This window comes from Mesorhizobium sp. 43Arga (genome assembly GCF_053714255.1).
Window position 1 is genome coordinate 1 of sequence record NZ_JBSKBO010000027.1, and the last position, 13,747, is coordinate 13,747.

A 13,747-nucleotide genomic window follows, 5' to 3' on the forward strand; every position below is an offset into this window, starting at 1 on the left:
GAGGCCCAGGACGAGCTGACGAGTACACTTGACAGGAGCAACCTCGTGAGCAGCGGGGGCATGATCATCAACAACGAACATTGCACAGCGCTGTTGGTACCGGCGAAGAGGCAGAGGACTGATAATCCGCAAAGCCTCGCCATGGGGCGGCAGCTGAGCGAAGCAACCACAACGTCCATCAGCCAAGCCTCCGATCAAGCCCGAGCGGACCTAATCGCTTCCTTCAGAAGCAGAGAGCGCTCCGCGGGTCGTTGAGTGCTATGGGGTCAAGCAGAACAGCTCTTTTGACGACAGAGGTGCTGATGCCCGGCATCGTCGCCCCGCGATTCGTTCAGCTTTCTATGAATGCAGGATCCTTCATCTCGATCTGGATCAATACCGATCATCATCATGAGGCAACTGGGGGGCGATATGAGCCGTCCGCTGCTGCAAACCCAGGATTCGAAAGGAACCTCTTTAGCCCCGATGAGACCCGACTTTCTGTGACGGACACCGGACGAATGCTTGGATCCGACCCGCAACATTATTTGTGTCTTGACGTCGGGTCGAACGGGAAATTGTCTGGAGGAGAGATTTCACGCCGTCTAGGTATGACACATAAAGACAGCCGGCCTATTGGACAATCCTACCAAAAAGCTGGAGTGCGCCCCTGGGACCGGACAGGATCAAGCCGCAGTTTTGACCATCTGCCGGGCGTGTTGGTCCTCGGGATCTGTTGCAACCTTTTGAAAAGGCCGTCAGTTCGGCCAATCTGTGATCCTGCTTTGCAAGGTACCAGCGCACGCGGAGCCTTCGATCATTTCGGAGGGTGCAATGTTGGCCGAGCGCGGCATTACGGTCGATCACACGACCATCCACCGCTGGACCGTTCGTTTCTCGCCCTTGTTGCTCGAGCGTTTCAACCGGCGCAAGCGTAGCGTGACCGGCAAATGGCATGTCGACGAGACCTACATCAAGGTGCGTGGCCAGTGGATGTACCTCTATCGCGCCATCGACAGTGTCGGCGAGACAGTCGAGTTTTGGTTCAGCGAGCAGCGCGACCTGCCGGCGGCCAAGCGCTTCTTCAGAAAGGCGCTGGAGCGTCATGGCCGACCGGATCGCGTCGTCATCGACGGCAGCCAGTCAAATCACGGGCGATCCGTTCTGGAAGACGGCGAGAAGTTCAAATCTCTGAAGCGCCATCTGTCTACCGACTATGGCCTGACGCCGGACGAATACCGCGCGAAAAGGGGGCTGCCGGCGGACTATCCGATGGTCGCGCCAAACTATGCAGCCGCACGTTCGGCATTGGCCAAGACCATGGGTCTCGGCCGCAAACCCAAGGAAGCAGAAAAGCCAGGGCCTGCGAAGCGGACCCGCAAGAACACCACAGCTGATTGATCGCCGATCCGTCATTCGGCGCGTAGCACCTGCCCACTACTGCTACGCCGAATATGAAAAGGCGGGAGAAGTCGTCGCCTTCCCATGCAAACAATCTTGCTCCACATGGAATTCTGGAAGGCGCGCAGCCATCCGCCACGGCCACCCGCTTCAGCCGATCGTCCAGCCAAAGCCCGTGGAAGTGGCAGCCCTGCTCGGAGCTTATGCGCGTGTTATGGAGCGTGGTCGACGTCGTCGATCGAACGCATGAGACAGGCCGAACCTGAGCTATTCGATAAATCGTGCTCTCAGTCGCCCTCAGACGCTTCGCTCTCCTGCACCGCAAGTGCAACCTCCTCGAGCGCTTGTCGGCTGAGCAGACCGGCGTCCTCCAGCCGCTCGAGATCGGGCAGCTCGCGCAGCGTCTCGAGACCGAACGACGACAGGAAATGCTTCGTCGTCACATAGGTGTAGGGCGCGCCAGGTGTCGGGCTGCGCGGGCCGGAGCCGAGGAAGCCGGCGTCGCGCAGGCTGGCGATCGTGTCGCGGCTCACCTCCTTTCCGAACATGTTCGAAGTTCGCCGCGCGTCACTGGCTGCAGATAGGCGATCGCCGCCAGCAGCGCGGCCTCATGCTCCGACAGCGACACCGAGGACGACCGCGTCGGCGCCTGCGAGGCGCGAACCGCCGCGGCGTGACGCGAACGCGTTCGATGCTGCCAGCCGCCGGCGACCGCGACGATATCGTAAGGCCTGTCGCGCAACTCCTCGCGTAGATCGTCGATGACGAGATCGATGCTGCAGCCCTTGCCGACCACCCGCGCCAGCGTCTCGCGGCTGACCGGTTCCGCGGCGGCAAAAATCACGGCCTCCAGCCTCAGCATCCATTCGCGCCAGCGCAGCTCCCGCGGCAGATCCTCGAGTTCCCGGTCAAACAGGACATCGTCCTGGGGATTCTTTTTGGCGTTGCGGCGTGGCTGCGTCGTCGCGCTCATACCGGCCACCTCACAATCCAAAAATCCGGAACGAGGTCCGGCCGGAGAGTTCACGCACCGCGCCAAAACTTTCCAGCCGTTCAAACAGCCGGGTGGCGGCCCAGCGGGAGAGATTGCTGCCCGGCGCTGCGGCCGGCACGGCATCCTCGTCGAGCAGCTTTTCAATGACGACGCCGGCGCCCTTGGTCCGCACTTTTGGCGCCGCCGCCAGCAGTTTCTCGGCCCGCCGGCCGATGTCATTGGCCTGCCGCAGAGCCTCGACCGTGGCCGCGACCAGCGCCAGGCACACGGCCCGGGCAAAGCCGGGCTCGCCCGGTCGCACCCGTCCGCCGCCGCCGATCGTCTTGAACGCCGCGCTGTAGCGTTCACCCATCAACAGCGGCATGCCACACGTCCAGCCGAGTATTTCCGCCAGCAGCCGATCGGCCAGCCACCAGGCCAGAATTTCGGCGTCGGGTCAGGCGGCGCAGATTTTTGCTACCAGGTCAGCGACGGCAAAGGGCGCTGAGCGGCCGGATTGCAGCGCGGCGTCGAACGATCGGCAATCTCGTCCAGACCGTCGCTGCGCAAGCCGATCAGTGCGGCCAGGTCCTGCAAGACCTTGCTGCCGATCGGTCGCGTTTTCGCCGCCAGCTTGTGGAAGGCCAAAACCATCGTCCCGGCCGGGCCGGGATCGTCGCCGGGCGCGGTCAGAGCCACCGCGTCACGCAAGCCCGCTTCGCCCTCGTTGCGGCCGATCAGCTGCACGGCGGCCAGCGCGCATCGGAGCGCCAGCCGCTGGCGCCAGCAGCCAGCCCAAGACGGCTCGGCGTGGACGAGATCGTCGAGCGCTTTCAGGGCGATGCCGGCGGCGAAGGCGGCGTCCGCCTCGCTCACATCGCGATCGCGCGACAAACCCCAGACTGGCAGCGGCGGCACGGGCGCCGACGGAACAGCAGCTTCGAGAGCGGAGTGGGAGCGCGAATCCATGCCGCCGAGCATAGTCGACGCGTGCGGTTTATGCCAACTTTTTCCTAGGGAACCGCACCGCCCGTCAATCCCGGCCCAGAATTCGCTCGACGGCGACCCTCTTGAGGGCGACATGCCCGATATCGTCCACCTCGTCATGGAGATGGGCCAGCCCACACCTCGCGTCCCGGCGCGCGTAGAGGATCTGGTCGAGACCGCCAGGGACTATGCCGACAACGCCAGATCGGAGAACACGCGCGACGCCTACGCCAAGGACTGGAAGCATTTCACGTCCTGGTGCCGGCGCAACGGCTTCGACCCCCTGCCCCCCGATTCGAAGGTGATCGGGCTCTATATCAGCGCCTGCGCCGCCGGCGGTGCGAAGCTCGGCGCCCCGGCGCTGTCCGTTTCGACGATCGAGCGCCGTCTCTCCGGCCTTTCCTGGAATTTTACCCAGCGCGGCCTTTCCATGGACCGGGCCGATCGCCACATCGCCACCGTACTCGCCGGCATCCGCCGCAAGCATGCTAAGCCGCCGCGCGTGAAAGAAGCCGTCCTCGGCGACGATCTCATCGCGATGATCGCCACGCTCGGTCACGATCTTAGGGGTCTCCGCGATCGCGCCGTCCTGCTCCTCGGCTTCGCCGGCGGCCTGCGGCGCTCCGAGATCGTCGGTCTGGACGTCGTGCGCGAAGACAAGAGCGATGGCCATGGCTGGATCGAGTTCTTTCCCGGCCAGGGCGTTCTGGTGACGCTGCGCGGCAAGACCGGCTGGCGCGAGGTCGAGGTCGGCCGCGGCGCTTCCGACCAGACCTGCCCTGTCGTCGCCCTCGAGAGCTGGATCCGCTCGGTCGCATCACCAGGGGGCCCCTCTTCCGCCGCATCTTCAAGGACAACAAGACCGTCGACGTCGAGCGGCTCTCCGACAAGCACGTCGCCCGCCTGGTCAAGCAGACCGCGCTCGCCGCCGGCGTCCGCTCCGATCTTCCGGAAGAAGAACGTGGGCTGCTGTTCTCCGACCACTCGCTGCGCGCCGGCCTCGCCTCCTCGGCCGACATCGAGGAGCGCTACGTCCAGAAGCAGCTCGGCCATGCCTCGGCCGAGATGACACGCAAGTATCAGCGGCGGCGCGACCGCTTCCGCACCAATCCCACCAAGGCGTCAGGACTTTGAAAGCCCCCTCCCCTGCAGGGGAAGTGAAATCGTTAGGTCAAAAATGCGGACCCGATTTTCAACTTAGCGCTTCAATTGAAATCGGGAATTAAAACCGACACCCGCATCGAACGCGAGCAGCGAGAGGCCCGCCGGCCCGAACTGGAAAGCCGCGTCATCCACGAGGTCGGCTCTGAGAGTGTGAGGGACATTCCGTTCCTGGAAGCCAATCCCGGCTGGTTCGATTTTGTCCCCCCCGAAAATCGCTTTTTCGCCGACTGGGAGCGCTCGAGCGCGTCCGCCCACCGGATTTTTGGGCACTGGGCCTTCGACATCCACGACGTCGAGGGTTATGGCCAAAAACGCGAGATCGGCTTTATTCCGCGGCCGCTCAAAATGCCGTCCGAGCGACTCCTTGCCGATGAAGCTGTCTCCGTGCATCGGCTGATGGAGACGCATCGAGGCGATCGACCAAAAAATCGGCCTGCCGTTCGCCTGGTTCTTTCTCCATGACGCACGTTGGGTCGATCCCGACATCGGCGACGCGATCGCCGAAGGTCTTCGTGCCGGACGCATACGGTTGCCCGACCGGGATGCGGCGGTGCTGCTCGCCTGGGCCGACGCAAAATATCTGTTTTGAGCACGGCGATGGACGCGCATCTGCCCAAGCCCGCTTCCGACGCAACGCTGCGCCGCGCCGAGGCCCTCGACACACTGGATTCGGTGCTGCCGTATAACCGCCGCGAGGTTCTGGCCGAGATCCTCACCGACGACGACACAGCCGCCCGATCGAGAACCTGCTCGATCAGGCGGCTTGGTCTCCCCGCGGAACCGCTCACACCGTGAATGGTTCCATCCCATTGCAGGACAGGTCTTAGTTTACGATCCGCGGCTGACGATCAAGATCTTCGCTCCGCTTGTACGCCGCCCAGGCATCGGCTGGAACGGCGCTGCCGGCACGCGCCAGCCAATCCGCACGATCGGCCTCGGTAAGAGAGTTCCACCACACCATCACGGGGGTTTCATCGGGCGACGGTTCCCGGTCGTGTTCGTTTTTCATGTCCTCGATGCTCGCATATGGCGCTCTTACCAACAAGCGCTCCAGCCACTGTCCAGCGCCATGGCGCGGATCGAGCCTGCTCGGCTCATCATGATCCGCGCCCCGGCTTGTCGAGGCTGCGGCGCAATGCATCGCTAATTTCCAGTCGCGATTCGGTGCGAACGACCTTCCCCGCTATGTCCAGATCGACGGCAGCGGCTTCAGCTCCGTTTCCGGCGGCTTTCGACGCATCGAGCTTTGCCCGCAGCAGGGCCATTATCATCGGCCAGACCGAGAACTTTCCGGCCTTGGCCCGATCCGTCAGGCTGCGCAAATAGCCGCCGGCGCTGTTGATCTGGTCTTGCCGCTGGTAGATCGCGGCAATGGTGATCGCCGCCTGCTGCTCACCCAACGCGGTTCGCGCTTCCTCCCAGGCGCTCGGGCTGATGCCCATGGTCGGCCTGGCAACCTCGGCGGCCGCCAGAAATTCACGCCAGTTGTGAATTCCGCTGCCGCCCTTCACCAGCCAGAGCATGTTCGGGCAGGCATCCAGCACGATTCCCAACGGCAGTTCGCGCCTCGGCAGGCTCCGCACGTTGTCGGTTTCCGCAGCGCTGCCGCTCGCTTCTTGCTTATTTCGTGAGCGACTTTCAGATTCAGATTTAGAGTCTGGATTTGAATTCTGTATGTGGCGCTCGTTATGAGACTCATTGGCGCTCATATTCTTTGTTTTTACGAATGATTCCAATGCCTCACGCACTTCAGCCCAGAGGTCCTCGAGCTCGGCGGCGATTGCTTCGAGGGCTTGGCGGGGGGCTGTACGGGGAATCTGGCTTACGATGGCTTGATAGGTTTGCTGGACCCTGCCCCAATTTGCCGGAACGCCTTGTTCGATGCCGGCGTCTATCATCTTGACAACGTCGCGGCGGCATATGGTTAGCCGTTCCTTGACGACCCGGTAGGCCTTCTTCTCGGCTCGGACGACTTCCGCTAGCTCCTTGAACTCCGCCGCGCGCGCCACGATCGGCGAGATATCGAAGCCGTAGGCTTGCTCGATCTCGCCCCCCTGCCCTTTCCGGGCGTAGCGCTTGCCGTTGGGGCTGTCCCTACGGATGATTAAGCCGCACTCCACCAAGACGGCCAGGTGCCGCCGTAGCGTCGCAGGTGGCATGCCATTGGCGCGCCCGATCAACTGCTCATTGGACGGCCAGACGATCAGCTCGCTATCACCGTAGAGCGCGGTCTCCGGATGAAACGAAAGTAGGGCGTCAAGTATGGCCAGCGCGCGATCGGTGGCGCCCAAGGCGCCTCTGGCTTCCTTGATGTTCTGGAAGACATGCCATTTGTGAACCGTCAGGTCCGCCGGTATTGCCTTTGCGGCCACTTGGCTTGAAATCATGCCAAGCGTCATCGGCCGCCGCCCGAAGGGCGTCGTTGAGATATGTGTCCCCATTTTCTTCCACCTATCGCTAGGCAAAAGAAATTCGCTCGCCGAAACGACGGTAATCCCTAACGGGACCCTTGACTGTGATTCGCGGAAATGCGATTCTCTAGGTGCTAACTTGGAGAAGGGCTTCCGGACGTTGCTTCGGGGGCCTTTTTCTTTTGCTCTGGTTAAAACTCCTATCTTTCTCGCATCGTGTTGATACCTATCGACTCTTCAGATGGTCGTCGAAGAGGCGGGGCACATCACGCATAACAAACTCAGCGAACTCCGGCGACGTGCGCCGGTCGATCGTGAGCGTGACCTTTTGCTTGGTTTGGACGAGCCGCCCGATCTCGTTCCCGGACGAGGATACTAGGGCTTCTGCTTCGCGAGGTAGCGGAGCGTCCCGCAATGACTGAGCGACAGTCTCAAACCGTTCTTTCGACGAGAGCGATGCAAATTCTACCTGGCCGGCAACTTCGCGCACTTTCTGGACTCGTTGCTTGTCAGATTCGAGTGCATCCGCGAGGGCCATCCAATTGCGTCGTCCGACTCCGTGCGCTGGGCCAATCGCATCGATAAGGTCGATCGGTATCTTGGCGGCGACCGATAGCATATTCGAAAGGTCGCTCTTGTAGACCGAGAGTGCAGACATGATAACGTCCCGCGGAAACTGTTGTTCGAGCTTCTGCGCGAAGCGAACTTTTTCGATATAGGAGAGGTCCTGGCGTTCGTTATTCTCCTGGCCTTGGGCTACGACGAGGTCCCGGTCAGTAAGGCTACGAACGATTGCCTTAACCGGGATGCCTAGTTCTAGTGCAGCGCGCAGTCGGCGATGTCCAAACGCAACCTGATATTTTCCTGTTTTTTCAGGATGAGGCCGCACTAGGATTGGAACCTGCTGCCCTTCCCTTCCTATCGCTTCGACGAATCCTCTGAAGTCCTCATCATCCGTCGGCATGCGATCCGGAATGAACGAGGGCTCAATGATCGTTGGGTCCATTTCGACCATGACCTGGCCTGAAATGAGCTTCTTTTCGATTTCGTCAGCTCGCTTGGCGCGCTCACTCAACTCGCCGAGGGATTGCCCCAGTGCGCCAACGGGAGAACGTCCACCGTCTTCGATCAGATCTGGCGAACCCATCAATGGCCGCATTCGGGATGGCCGGCGCGGCGTTGACGTATCCTGCCGGTCTTCACCAGCAGCTTCATAGCCAGACTCCGACGGGACGGGCGTCAGGTTTGCAAAAATCTGCTTCCGACTCATGAACCTCTCCCCCACGCTTTCTTGATGAGGGCCTCGATCTCCGAATTGACCTGTTCGACCGATTCGATCGCCCGATCATAAGTCGAGCGCGTGAACTGGCTTCGGTCCACCTCAAAAATGGTCTGATTGGTGAGCCCGGCGTCTGAAATGGCGGTGCTCTTTAGCATTGGATGATTGAGTACATGGTCTCCAAAGATCGAGCGCAAGAATGCAACCATTTGGTTCTGCGGACCGTCGCTCGGTTCGAACCGCGTTATGAGGTACTTCATCCATAGGTATTGCGACGACGCGCCTGCCCTGCTGATTTCGTCAAGCAAATCGCCGGTCATAGCGAGGAACTGGTTCATCGACATCACGTCGAGCATCTGCGGATGCACCGTGATTAGGACAGATGTTGCTGCCGTCAGCGCCGACATGGTTAGAAATCCAAGCTGCGGGGGGCAATCGATCACCACAACATCATAAAGCTTCTGCACCTGTGAGAGCGCTTGACCGATCCGGGCGAAAAAAAGAGTGTCACCCGGCGCCCGAGCCATGAGCGCTTTTGGGGTATCGTGCTCGAACTCCATGAGCTCGAGATTGCCGGGTATCAAATGAAGGTCCGGAATGTAGGTCGCACGAACGATTTCCGCAGTCGGACGCTTCTCGTCGTCGTATCGGATCGCCCCGTAAAGGGTTTCATTGGGGCCGACGTCGAGTTCCGGCTGGTGTCCGAAAAGCGCCGAGAGACTGGCCTGCGGGTCGAGGTCAATCGAGAGGACACGATAGCCCCTCAGCGCCAGATATTGGGCGAGGTGCGCTGTGGTAGTCGTTTTTCCCGACCCTCCCTTAAAGTTCATGACTGTCACGACCTGAAGCTGCTCGTCGTTTGTGCGCCAAGGTAGGTAACGACGGTTTCCACGGGCTCCGGAGTCGAGGTATTTGCGAACTTGGTGTATGGCCTCGACCGGGTAGGATCGACGGCCACCGGTCGAGATGGTCGAGACATCGTCCGGCATTTCAGTAGCGATTTGTCGAAGGTAACCTTCGGTGATTCCTATGAGCTTTGCTGTTTCAGCTGGGGAGAAGTTTCGTATCCCCTTTTCAGCGTTTGGTGGGAAAGTGCTGAGGTGGTGGGCTTGGAGCTGGTTAGCCAACGCAGCGGAGTGCCGCTGAATGAGCGTCTTTAGCTCATCTTGTGGCGCGCTGGCCTCTATGGTTGCGGGGATGCCCATCGACTTCTTCCAATTTAACGTCAGTTGCGGAATTTTTGCGAGAATGCGAAAGACTCCGCAAGTACGAGACTATGCCCGATTCTTTCTATCCTGCAACAAATTAAGGGTTAACAGATTACTAACGGGCTCAAACGACGAGCTTATCTGCAGTTAGCCGCGGCTAACTCGGAATCCTTTGAGGCATCTAGGCGGGTCCAATCGTCGCGAATCGCAACAGCTGACTGACAGCGGGAGAATCAGAGTTCACCCCTACGCATTGGAATTTGGCTCCCTATCTGCTTTGACATCGCCAGCCCGTGCATCCTCTCCCCAACAAACGTGTACCCAGCCCTCCCACTCACGGACCGTCGGCCACCATTGCGGCATGTGTCTCGCCTGATCGTCGAATGTCAGCGTTCAGCGTCTTTGCGACCAGCAGGGCCCCTGCGACTGCACGGCAAGTCTATTCGTCATTCTCAGTGCCTTGTGCTGAGTGTCACAGGCGGTCTCGGACGGATCGGCAACAAGTCGAGTTGGCAGGCGAAGTGATGTACGCGGCGACAGTAAACTCAATGGACTGCATTGTCGGATGCAAGATCGTGCCTACCCCTGGGATGAGTGTATCCAGCGGCCAAACGACCAAGCGATTTTTTTCAGGGGATGCCGTGTCAGCGTAAAGGGGTGGACCAATATTCAGTAGCTGACGCGCCACGCCATTTAAGCCTCGAGAGATTTGGCAGAAGGACAGAGAGCGGGCATTTTGCCCTTACAGCCCGCTTGCCTTGGTGAGATTGACACGGAACCGATCGCGCCGGCGCTGGTATTTGCGCGTCATCTCTGCGGAGGCGTGGCCGAGTTGCTTCTGCACATAGCGCTCATCGACCTCGGCCGAGGAGGCGAGGCCGGCGCGCAGTGAATGCCCGGAAAACTTCTGACCGCGCTCGCCCTCGGACAGATCGCCACGCACGCCGGCGGCCAATGCCGTGCGCTTGACCAGGCGGGCGACTTCCTGGTCGTTGAGGCGGTCCGCACCGATGGCTTTGCCCTGGCCGGTAACGCGCCGAAACAACGGCCCATGCGCGATGCGGGCCAGTCTCAGCCAGGTCTGCAGGGCGACGACCGGGCAGGTGGCGTCGGAAGAGCCGCGGCCGACCTCGACTTCGCGCCAGCCGGTCTTGCCCCGTAAGTTCACCAGCACACCCTTGTCCGGGAAAAATTCAATCCAGCCGCTGCCGTCTTCCGTCTGGTCGCGGCCGACATCGAGACCGACGATTTCGGAGCGCCGCAGACCACCGGCGAAGCCAAGGAGCAGCATGGCGCGGTCGCGCAAGCCCCGCAGCGTGCCGCGGTCGAGGGTCTCCAGCATGGCGACCAAATCGTCGCAGCACGGCCTCCTTCTGCCGGGGAGGGGAGGCGTGTTTGTTGCGGATACCGGCCATCACGGTGGCGATATGGCGATCTTTCCGATCGAGCGGCTGGCCGCGTTGTGCATAGTTCCAGGTCAAGGACGACAGGCGACGCTCGATCGTCGATACCGACTTTTTGTCTGCTCCTCGCGCCGAGGCCTGCGCTGTGATGTAGAGACCGACGATCTGCGGGTCCGGAGGCAGCGGCTCAAAAGACTGGCGACGGCACCAGGCGCAAAAATGTTTCCAATCCGCGGCGTAGGCGCGACGTGTGTTGGCTGAGCTCGCCGCCTCGACATAGTCGCGGGCGCGCTCCGCCAGGCGCTCGACGTGCCCTGGCAACCGTTCTTGTCGCTTTGCTCGAACCGGCAGAGAAGGGGAGGGGACTCCCTCGTCGCCACCGCGCTGCTCATGCTGCGTCGGATGGCCCATCTCCATCACGAGATCGACAATGTCCGGCAAATCATCGGTCTCGGCCGGATCGGTGCGTTTCATAAAATGGCGGGGATTGCCCATCAATCTCGTTGTCGGAATGTCATGGCGTACGATTCTGTGCGACCTAAGGTGCGATCTACGGGCCGATTTGTCCACCAACGATCACCTGCAAAACGCGCAGCACTTTGTTGCTCGTCGCACGCGACGTTGCCCGCGCGCGTCATGTCGCTCGCGGGCCGCGGGATAACTTCGAGATTACCGTTGCAGCGCGCGGCGGGTTTCCTCTTCGACTGGAGTGCCCGGGAGCCAATGCCGCGTCCGGGCGAATGACTGAGCGGGTGTCGCGCGCCAATCATCGTCGCCGATATGCGCAGAGCTGAATTCAAAGCCCGGGAAGGCTGCCGCGAGGGCAGGGATGATGCCTGCGCCCGCCGAGGCAGGATCGAGCCGGCCAGGATGGTTTCAATTGAAGCTGCGTCCGGCATGCGGGCGGGGGAAGGGTTATGGCGAAAACTTGTTGCGGGATTACCGGGATTTCCGTATATTACGGAACAAAGGAGTTGACTGATGAGTTCCACCGTCACCGCCGCCGAAGTCTCCAAGAATTTCGGCGCCTATCAGGATGCCGCCGTGCGCGAGCCGGTGGTGATCACCAAAAACGGCCGTCCGCGCACCGTCCTGATGGCCTATGAGGACTTTTTGCGGCTGTCGAAGCGCGACCGTCGCGTCCAGCGCACGGTCGATCTGAGCGAGGCCGAGATCGCCGCGATCGAAGCGTCGGAAATGACGCCGGAGAGCGAGCAACTCAACGCCTCCGCCGGCAAGCATGCTGCCGACTGAGGTCCGGGTCGGCTGGGTTTTTCGCTACGCCTACCTGTGGGACTGGCAGCACCGCGAAGGCCGGGAGGAGGGCGACAAGGACCGACCCTGCCTGGTCCTGGCGATCGTCCAGACGACGGAGGAGGGCCAGCCGGTGGTGCGCGTCTTGCCGATCACGCATACGCCGCCAGATGATCCGGCCGACGCGATCGAGATTCCGCCTGAGGTCAAGAACCGACTGCGGCTCGACCACGAGCGCTCCTGGATCGTGCTGACCGAAAGCAACCGCTTTGTCTGGCCGGGCCCGGATCTGCGCGCCGTCGACAGCGAGAGCGGCTATTACGGCGCGCTGACGCCGGGCCTGTTCGCCACGGTGAAGCGCCGCTTTGTGGCGATCGCGCGCGGCGAGGTTGCGACCGGTCCGCACCGGAGCGTGGCGCGCACGGAGTGACGTCCGCCGGCGGCCGAGTGCTTGCGGAAGAGGGGAGGGGGCAGGCAAGGCGGGGCGTCATTTCCAAGGCCCCGGCGGCGGTGATTTGCCGGGCTCTTGGCCGAGCGGAAGCGAGCCCGGGCACTGTGCACAGTCTCACGAAAACCGATGCAGATTTCATGAGACCCACGCGCTTTTCACGCAGTCTCACGAATTCCGCTCCAGCCGACCGCACAGGGCTGCGCGAGATTTCGTCCGCAAGCCCGATTGGCGTCGATTTCCGCATTCTGGTCGACGAGAGAGGCTACCGCTGCCTCTGTCCGGGGATCAAGCGCAACCCGGTCCGCTCAATGAACGCGAATTCTCGTCGATCTGGCGCGGAAATGGGGCTGTCCGGCGATGAAACGCGCGCGACAGGGCCATCTCTGAGCGCGTTTTTCAAAACGAATGATAATGCAACATTATCATTCGTTTTGCGCCGACGACAGGCTGTGCGTTTTGGCGCGAAAATGATGGTGAAAAGCGCACGAGCAGTTTACCCTCGAAAGCATGATTCGCCTTGATCCCGCGACCGCCAGTCCCGCCGTGCCGCCCACCGTCCCGGCCTGGGCGCTGACAAGCGCCGGCGCGCTCAACGATGCGGACGCCGCCTTCCGGGCCGGCGCCGCCCTGGCTTCGCTCGACACGCTTGCCCGCGCTCAGCCGGCCTGGGTCGGCGCCTGGCGTCAGCGGCTGGCGCTCAAATGCGCCGCCGCCAGCATGCGGCTCGCTGGCCGCGCCGAGGACGAAGCCGCCCTGCGTGACGCCTGGCAGCATTGCCCGGCCGGCGCCGACCCCGGTCCCGCCGGCGCCATTTTTGGCGCCTGGCGGCAGTTGGCGCTGCAGCCGCCAATCGCCAGCGCCGATCGGCTCGAAAGGATCGTCGACCAGCTGGGCCTCCATTGGGACGGTGAGGCTCCAGGAGCGAAAACAGTGTGTCGCGGCTCGGCGAGACGCAGTGCGTCTGGTAGAGCCGAAAGAACCTTTCGGACGATGCGCCGACATTTGCCAAATCCACGTCCTCTACCACACAGAGCCTCCAATCAAATACGCGAGTCATCGAGGCCGCCACCCGCGGCATTCTGGTCCAAAGCCTGCGACGAACCGCGTTGCAGTAGTTCGCTCAGGAAGGCATTTTTCTGGAGGCGACGGTGAGGTTGCTGCGCCGATCAAGGCAAACACGCATCGGCGCGCAAGCCGTCGGGCATCTAGTCGAACCTGACTCGGTATGTCCTGCATC

Annotated in this window: 10 protein-coding genes and 5 pseudogenes; 8 read left to right on the forward strand and 7 right to left on the reverse strand. The window is 61.8% G+C overall.

The window, feature by feature from the left end; translation table 11 throughout:
* Positions 1-753: 753 nt before the first annotated feature.
* Positions 754-1,128: pseudogene (locus ACWGS8_RS34380) on the forward strand (IS6 family transposase); the annotation flags it as partial.
* Positions 1,108-1,380 (forward strand): MucR family transcriptional regulator, encoded by a 273-nt coding sequence (locus tag ACWGS8_RS34385; RefSeq protein ID WP_454585106.1) that lies wholly within the window; start codon positions 1,108-1,110, stop codon positions 1,378-1,380. The pseudogene ACWGS8_RS34380 and the gene ACWGS8_RS34385, both read left to right, overlap by 21 nt.
* Positions 1,381-1,667: 287 nt before the next feature.
* Here ACWGS8_RS34385 and scpB read toward each other — a convergent pair.
* Both scpB and ACWGS8_RS34395 read right to left on the reverse strand, forming a co-directional pair.
* A pseudogene (gene scpB / locus ACWGS8_RS34390) lies at positions 1,668-2,353 on the reverse strand (SMC-Scp complex subunit ScpB).
* A gap of 10 nt (positions 2,354-2,363) precedes the next feature.
* Positions 2,364-3,322 (reverse strand): annotated as a pseudogene (locus ACWGS8_RS34395) (DUF1403 family protein).
* 112 nt (positions 3,323-3,434) lie between these two features.
* Between ACWGS8_RS34395 and ACWGS8_RS34400 the strand changes: the two are divergent.
* The 3 genes and pseudogenes from ACWGS8_RS34400 (at position 3,435) to ACWGS8_RS34410 (ending at position 5,299) form a co-directional block, all read left to right on the forward strand.
* Positions 3,435-4,474: pseudogene (locus ACWGS8_RS34400) on the forward strand (tyrosine-type recombinase/integrase).
* 75 nt (positions 4,475-4,549) lie between these two features.
* Positions 4,550-4,966, forward strand: coding sequence for a hypothetical protein (locus ACWGS8_RS34405; RefSeq protein WP_454585086.1), 417 nt, complete (start codon positions 4,550-4,552; stop codon positions 4,964-4,966).
* A gap of 135 nt (positions 4,967-5,101) precedes the next feature.
* Positions 5,102-5,299: a hypothetical protein gene (locus ACWGS8_RS34410; protein WP_454585087.1), complete on the forward strand. Its 198-nt coding sequence runs from the start codon at positions 5,102-5,104 to the stop codon at positions 5,297-5,299.
* Between the two features lie 28 nt (positions 5,300-5,327).
* Here ACWGS8_RS34410 and ACWGS8_RS34415 read toward each other — a convergent pair whose 3' ends face one another.
* The 5 genes and pseudogenes from ACWGS8_RS34415 to ACWGS8_RS34435 all read right to left on the reverse strand — a co-directional run bounded on the left by ACWGS8_RS34415 (position 5,328) and on the right by ACWGS8_RS34435 (position 11,300).
* A complete protein-coding gene (locus tag ACWGS8_RS34415) occupies positions 5,328-5,513 on the reverse strand; it encodes a hypothetical protein (RefSeq protein WP_454585088.1) in 186 nt (61 codons plus the stop codon).
* A gap of 88 nt (positions 5,514-5,601) precedes the next feature.
* A complete protein-coding gene (gene repC, locus ACWGS8_RS34420; RefSeq protein ID WP_454585089.1) occupies positions 5,602-6,945 on the reverse strand; it encodes a plasmid replication protein RepC in 1,344 nt (447 codons plus the stop codon).
* Positions 6,946-7,141: 196 nt separating this feature from the next.
* Entirely contained in the window at positions 7,142-8,185 is a 1,044-nt protein-coding gene (gene repB / locus ACWGS8_RS34425; RefSeq protein ID WP_454585090.1) for a plasmid partitioning protein RepB, read from the reverse strand.
* Complete coding sequence (gene repA / locus ACWGS8_RS34430) at positions 8,182-9,399, reverse strand: plasmid partitioning protein RepA (protein WP_454585091.1); 1,218 nt, start codon at positions 9,397-9,399, stop codon at positions 8,182-8,184. Before repA ends, repB begins: the two co-directional genes overlap by 4 nt.
* 745 nt (positions 9,400-10,144) lie before the next feature.
* Positions 10,145-11,300: pseudogene (locus ACWGS8_RS34435) on the reverse strand (site-specific integrase).
* 486 nt (positions 11,301-11,786) lie between these two features.
* Between ACWGS8_RS34435 and ACWGS8_RS34440 the strand changes: the two are divergent.
* From ACWGS8_RS34440 to ACWGS8_RS34450, 3 genes are all read left to right on the forward strand, one after another.
* Positions 11,787-12,059 (forward strand): type II toxin-antitoxin system Phd/YefM family antitoxin, encoded by a 273-nt coding sequence (locus ACWGS8_RS34440; protein WP_454585092.1) that lies wholly within the window; start codon positions 11,787-11,789, stop codon positions 12,057-12,059.
* A complete protein-coding gene (locus ACWGS8_RS34445) occupies positions 12,046-12,489 on the forward strand; it encodes a plasmid maintenance toxin (PemK-like) (protein WP_454585093.1) in 444 nt (147 codons plus the stop codon). The genes ACWGS8_RS34440 and ACWGS8_RS34445 overlap by 14 nt, the downstream gene beginning before the upstream one ends.
* Positions 12,490-13,017: 528 nt before the next feature.
* On the forward strand, positions 13,018-13,662 hold the full coding sequence (locus tag ACWGS8_RS34450; protein ID WP_454585094.1) for a DUF1403 family protein: 645 nt from the start codon (positions 13,018-13,020) through the stop codon (positions 13,660-13,662).
* Positions 13,663-13,747 lie beyond the last annotated feature (85 nt).

Bases quoted from the DNA above. Each gene is read 5' to 3' on its own strand.
- ACWGS8_RS34410 (WP_454585087.1), top strand. From the start codon at position 5,102: ATGGACGCGCATCTGCCCAAGCCCGCTTCCGACGCAACGCTGCGCCGC.
- ACWGS8_RS34415 (WP_454585088.1), bottom strand. From the start codon at position 5,513: ATGAAAAACGAACACGACCGGGAACCGTCGCCCGATGAAACCCCCGTG.
- repC (WP_454585089.1), bottom strand. From the start codon at position 6,945: ATGGGGACACATATCTCAACGACGCCCTTCGGGCGGCGGCCGATGACG.
- repB (WP_454585090.1), bottom strand. From the start codon at position 8,185: ATGAGTCGGAAGCAGATTTTTGCAAACCTGACGCCCGTCCCGTCGGAG.
- repA (WP_454585091.1), bottom strand. From the start codon at position 9,399: ATGGGCATCCCCGCAACCATAGAGGCCAGCGCGCCACAAGATGAGCTA.
- ACWGS8_RS34440 (WP_454585092.1), top strand. From the start codon at position 11,787: ATGAGTTCCACCGTCACCGCCGCCGAAGTCTCCAAGAATTTCGGCGCC.
- ACWGS8_RS34445 (WP_454585093.1), top strand. From the start codon at position 12,046: ATGCTGCCGACTGAGGTCCGGGTCGGCTGGGTTTTTCGCTACGCCTAC.
- ACWGS8_RS34450 (WP_454585094.1), top strand. From the start codon at position 13,018: ATGATTCGCCTTGATCCCGCGACCGCCAGTCCCGCCGTGCCGCCCACC.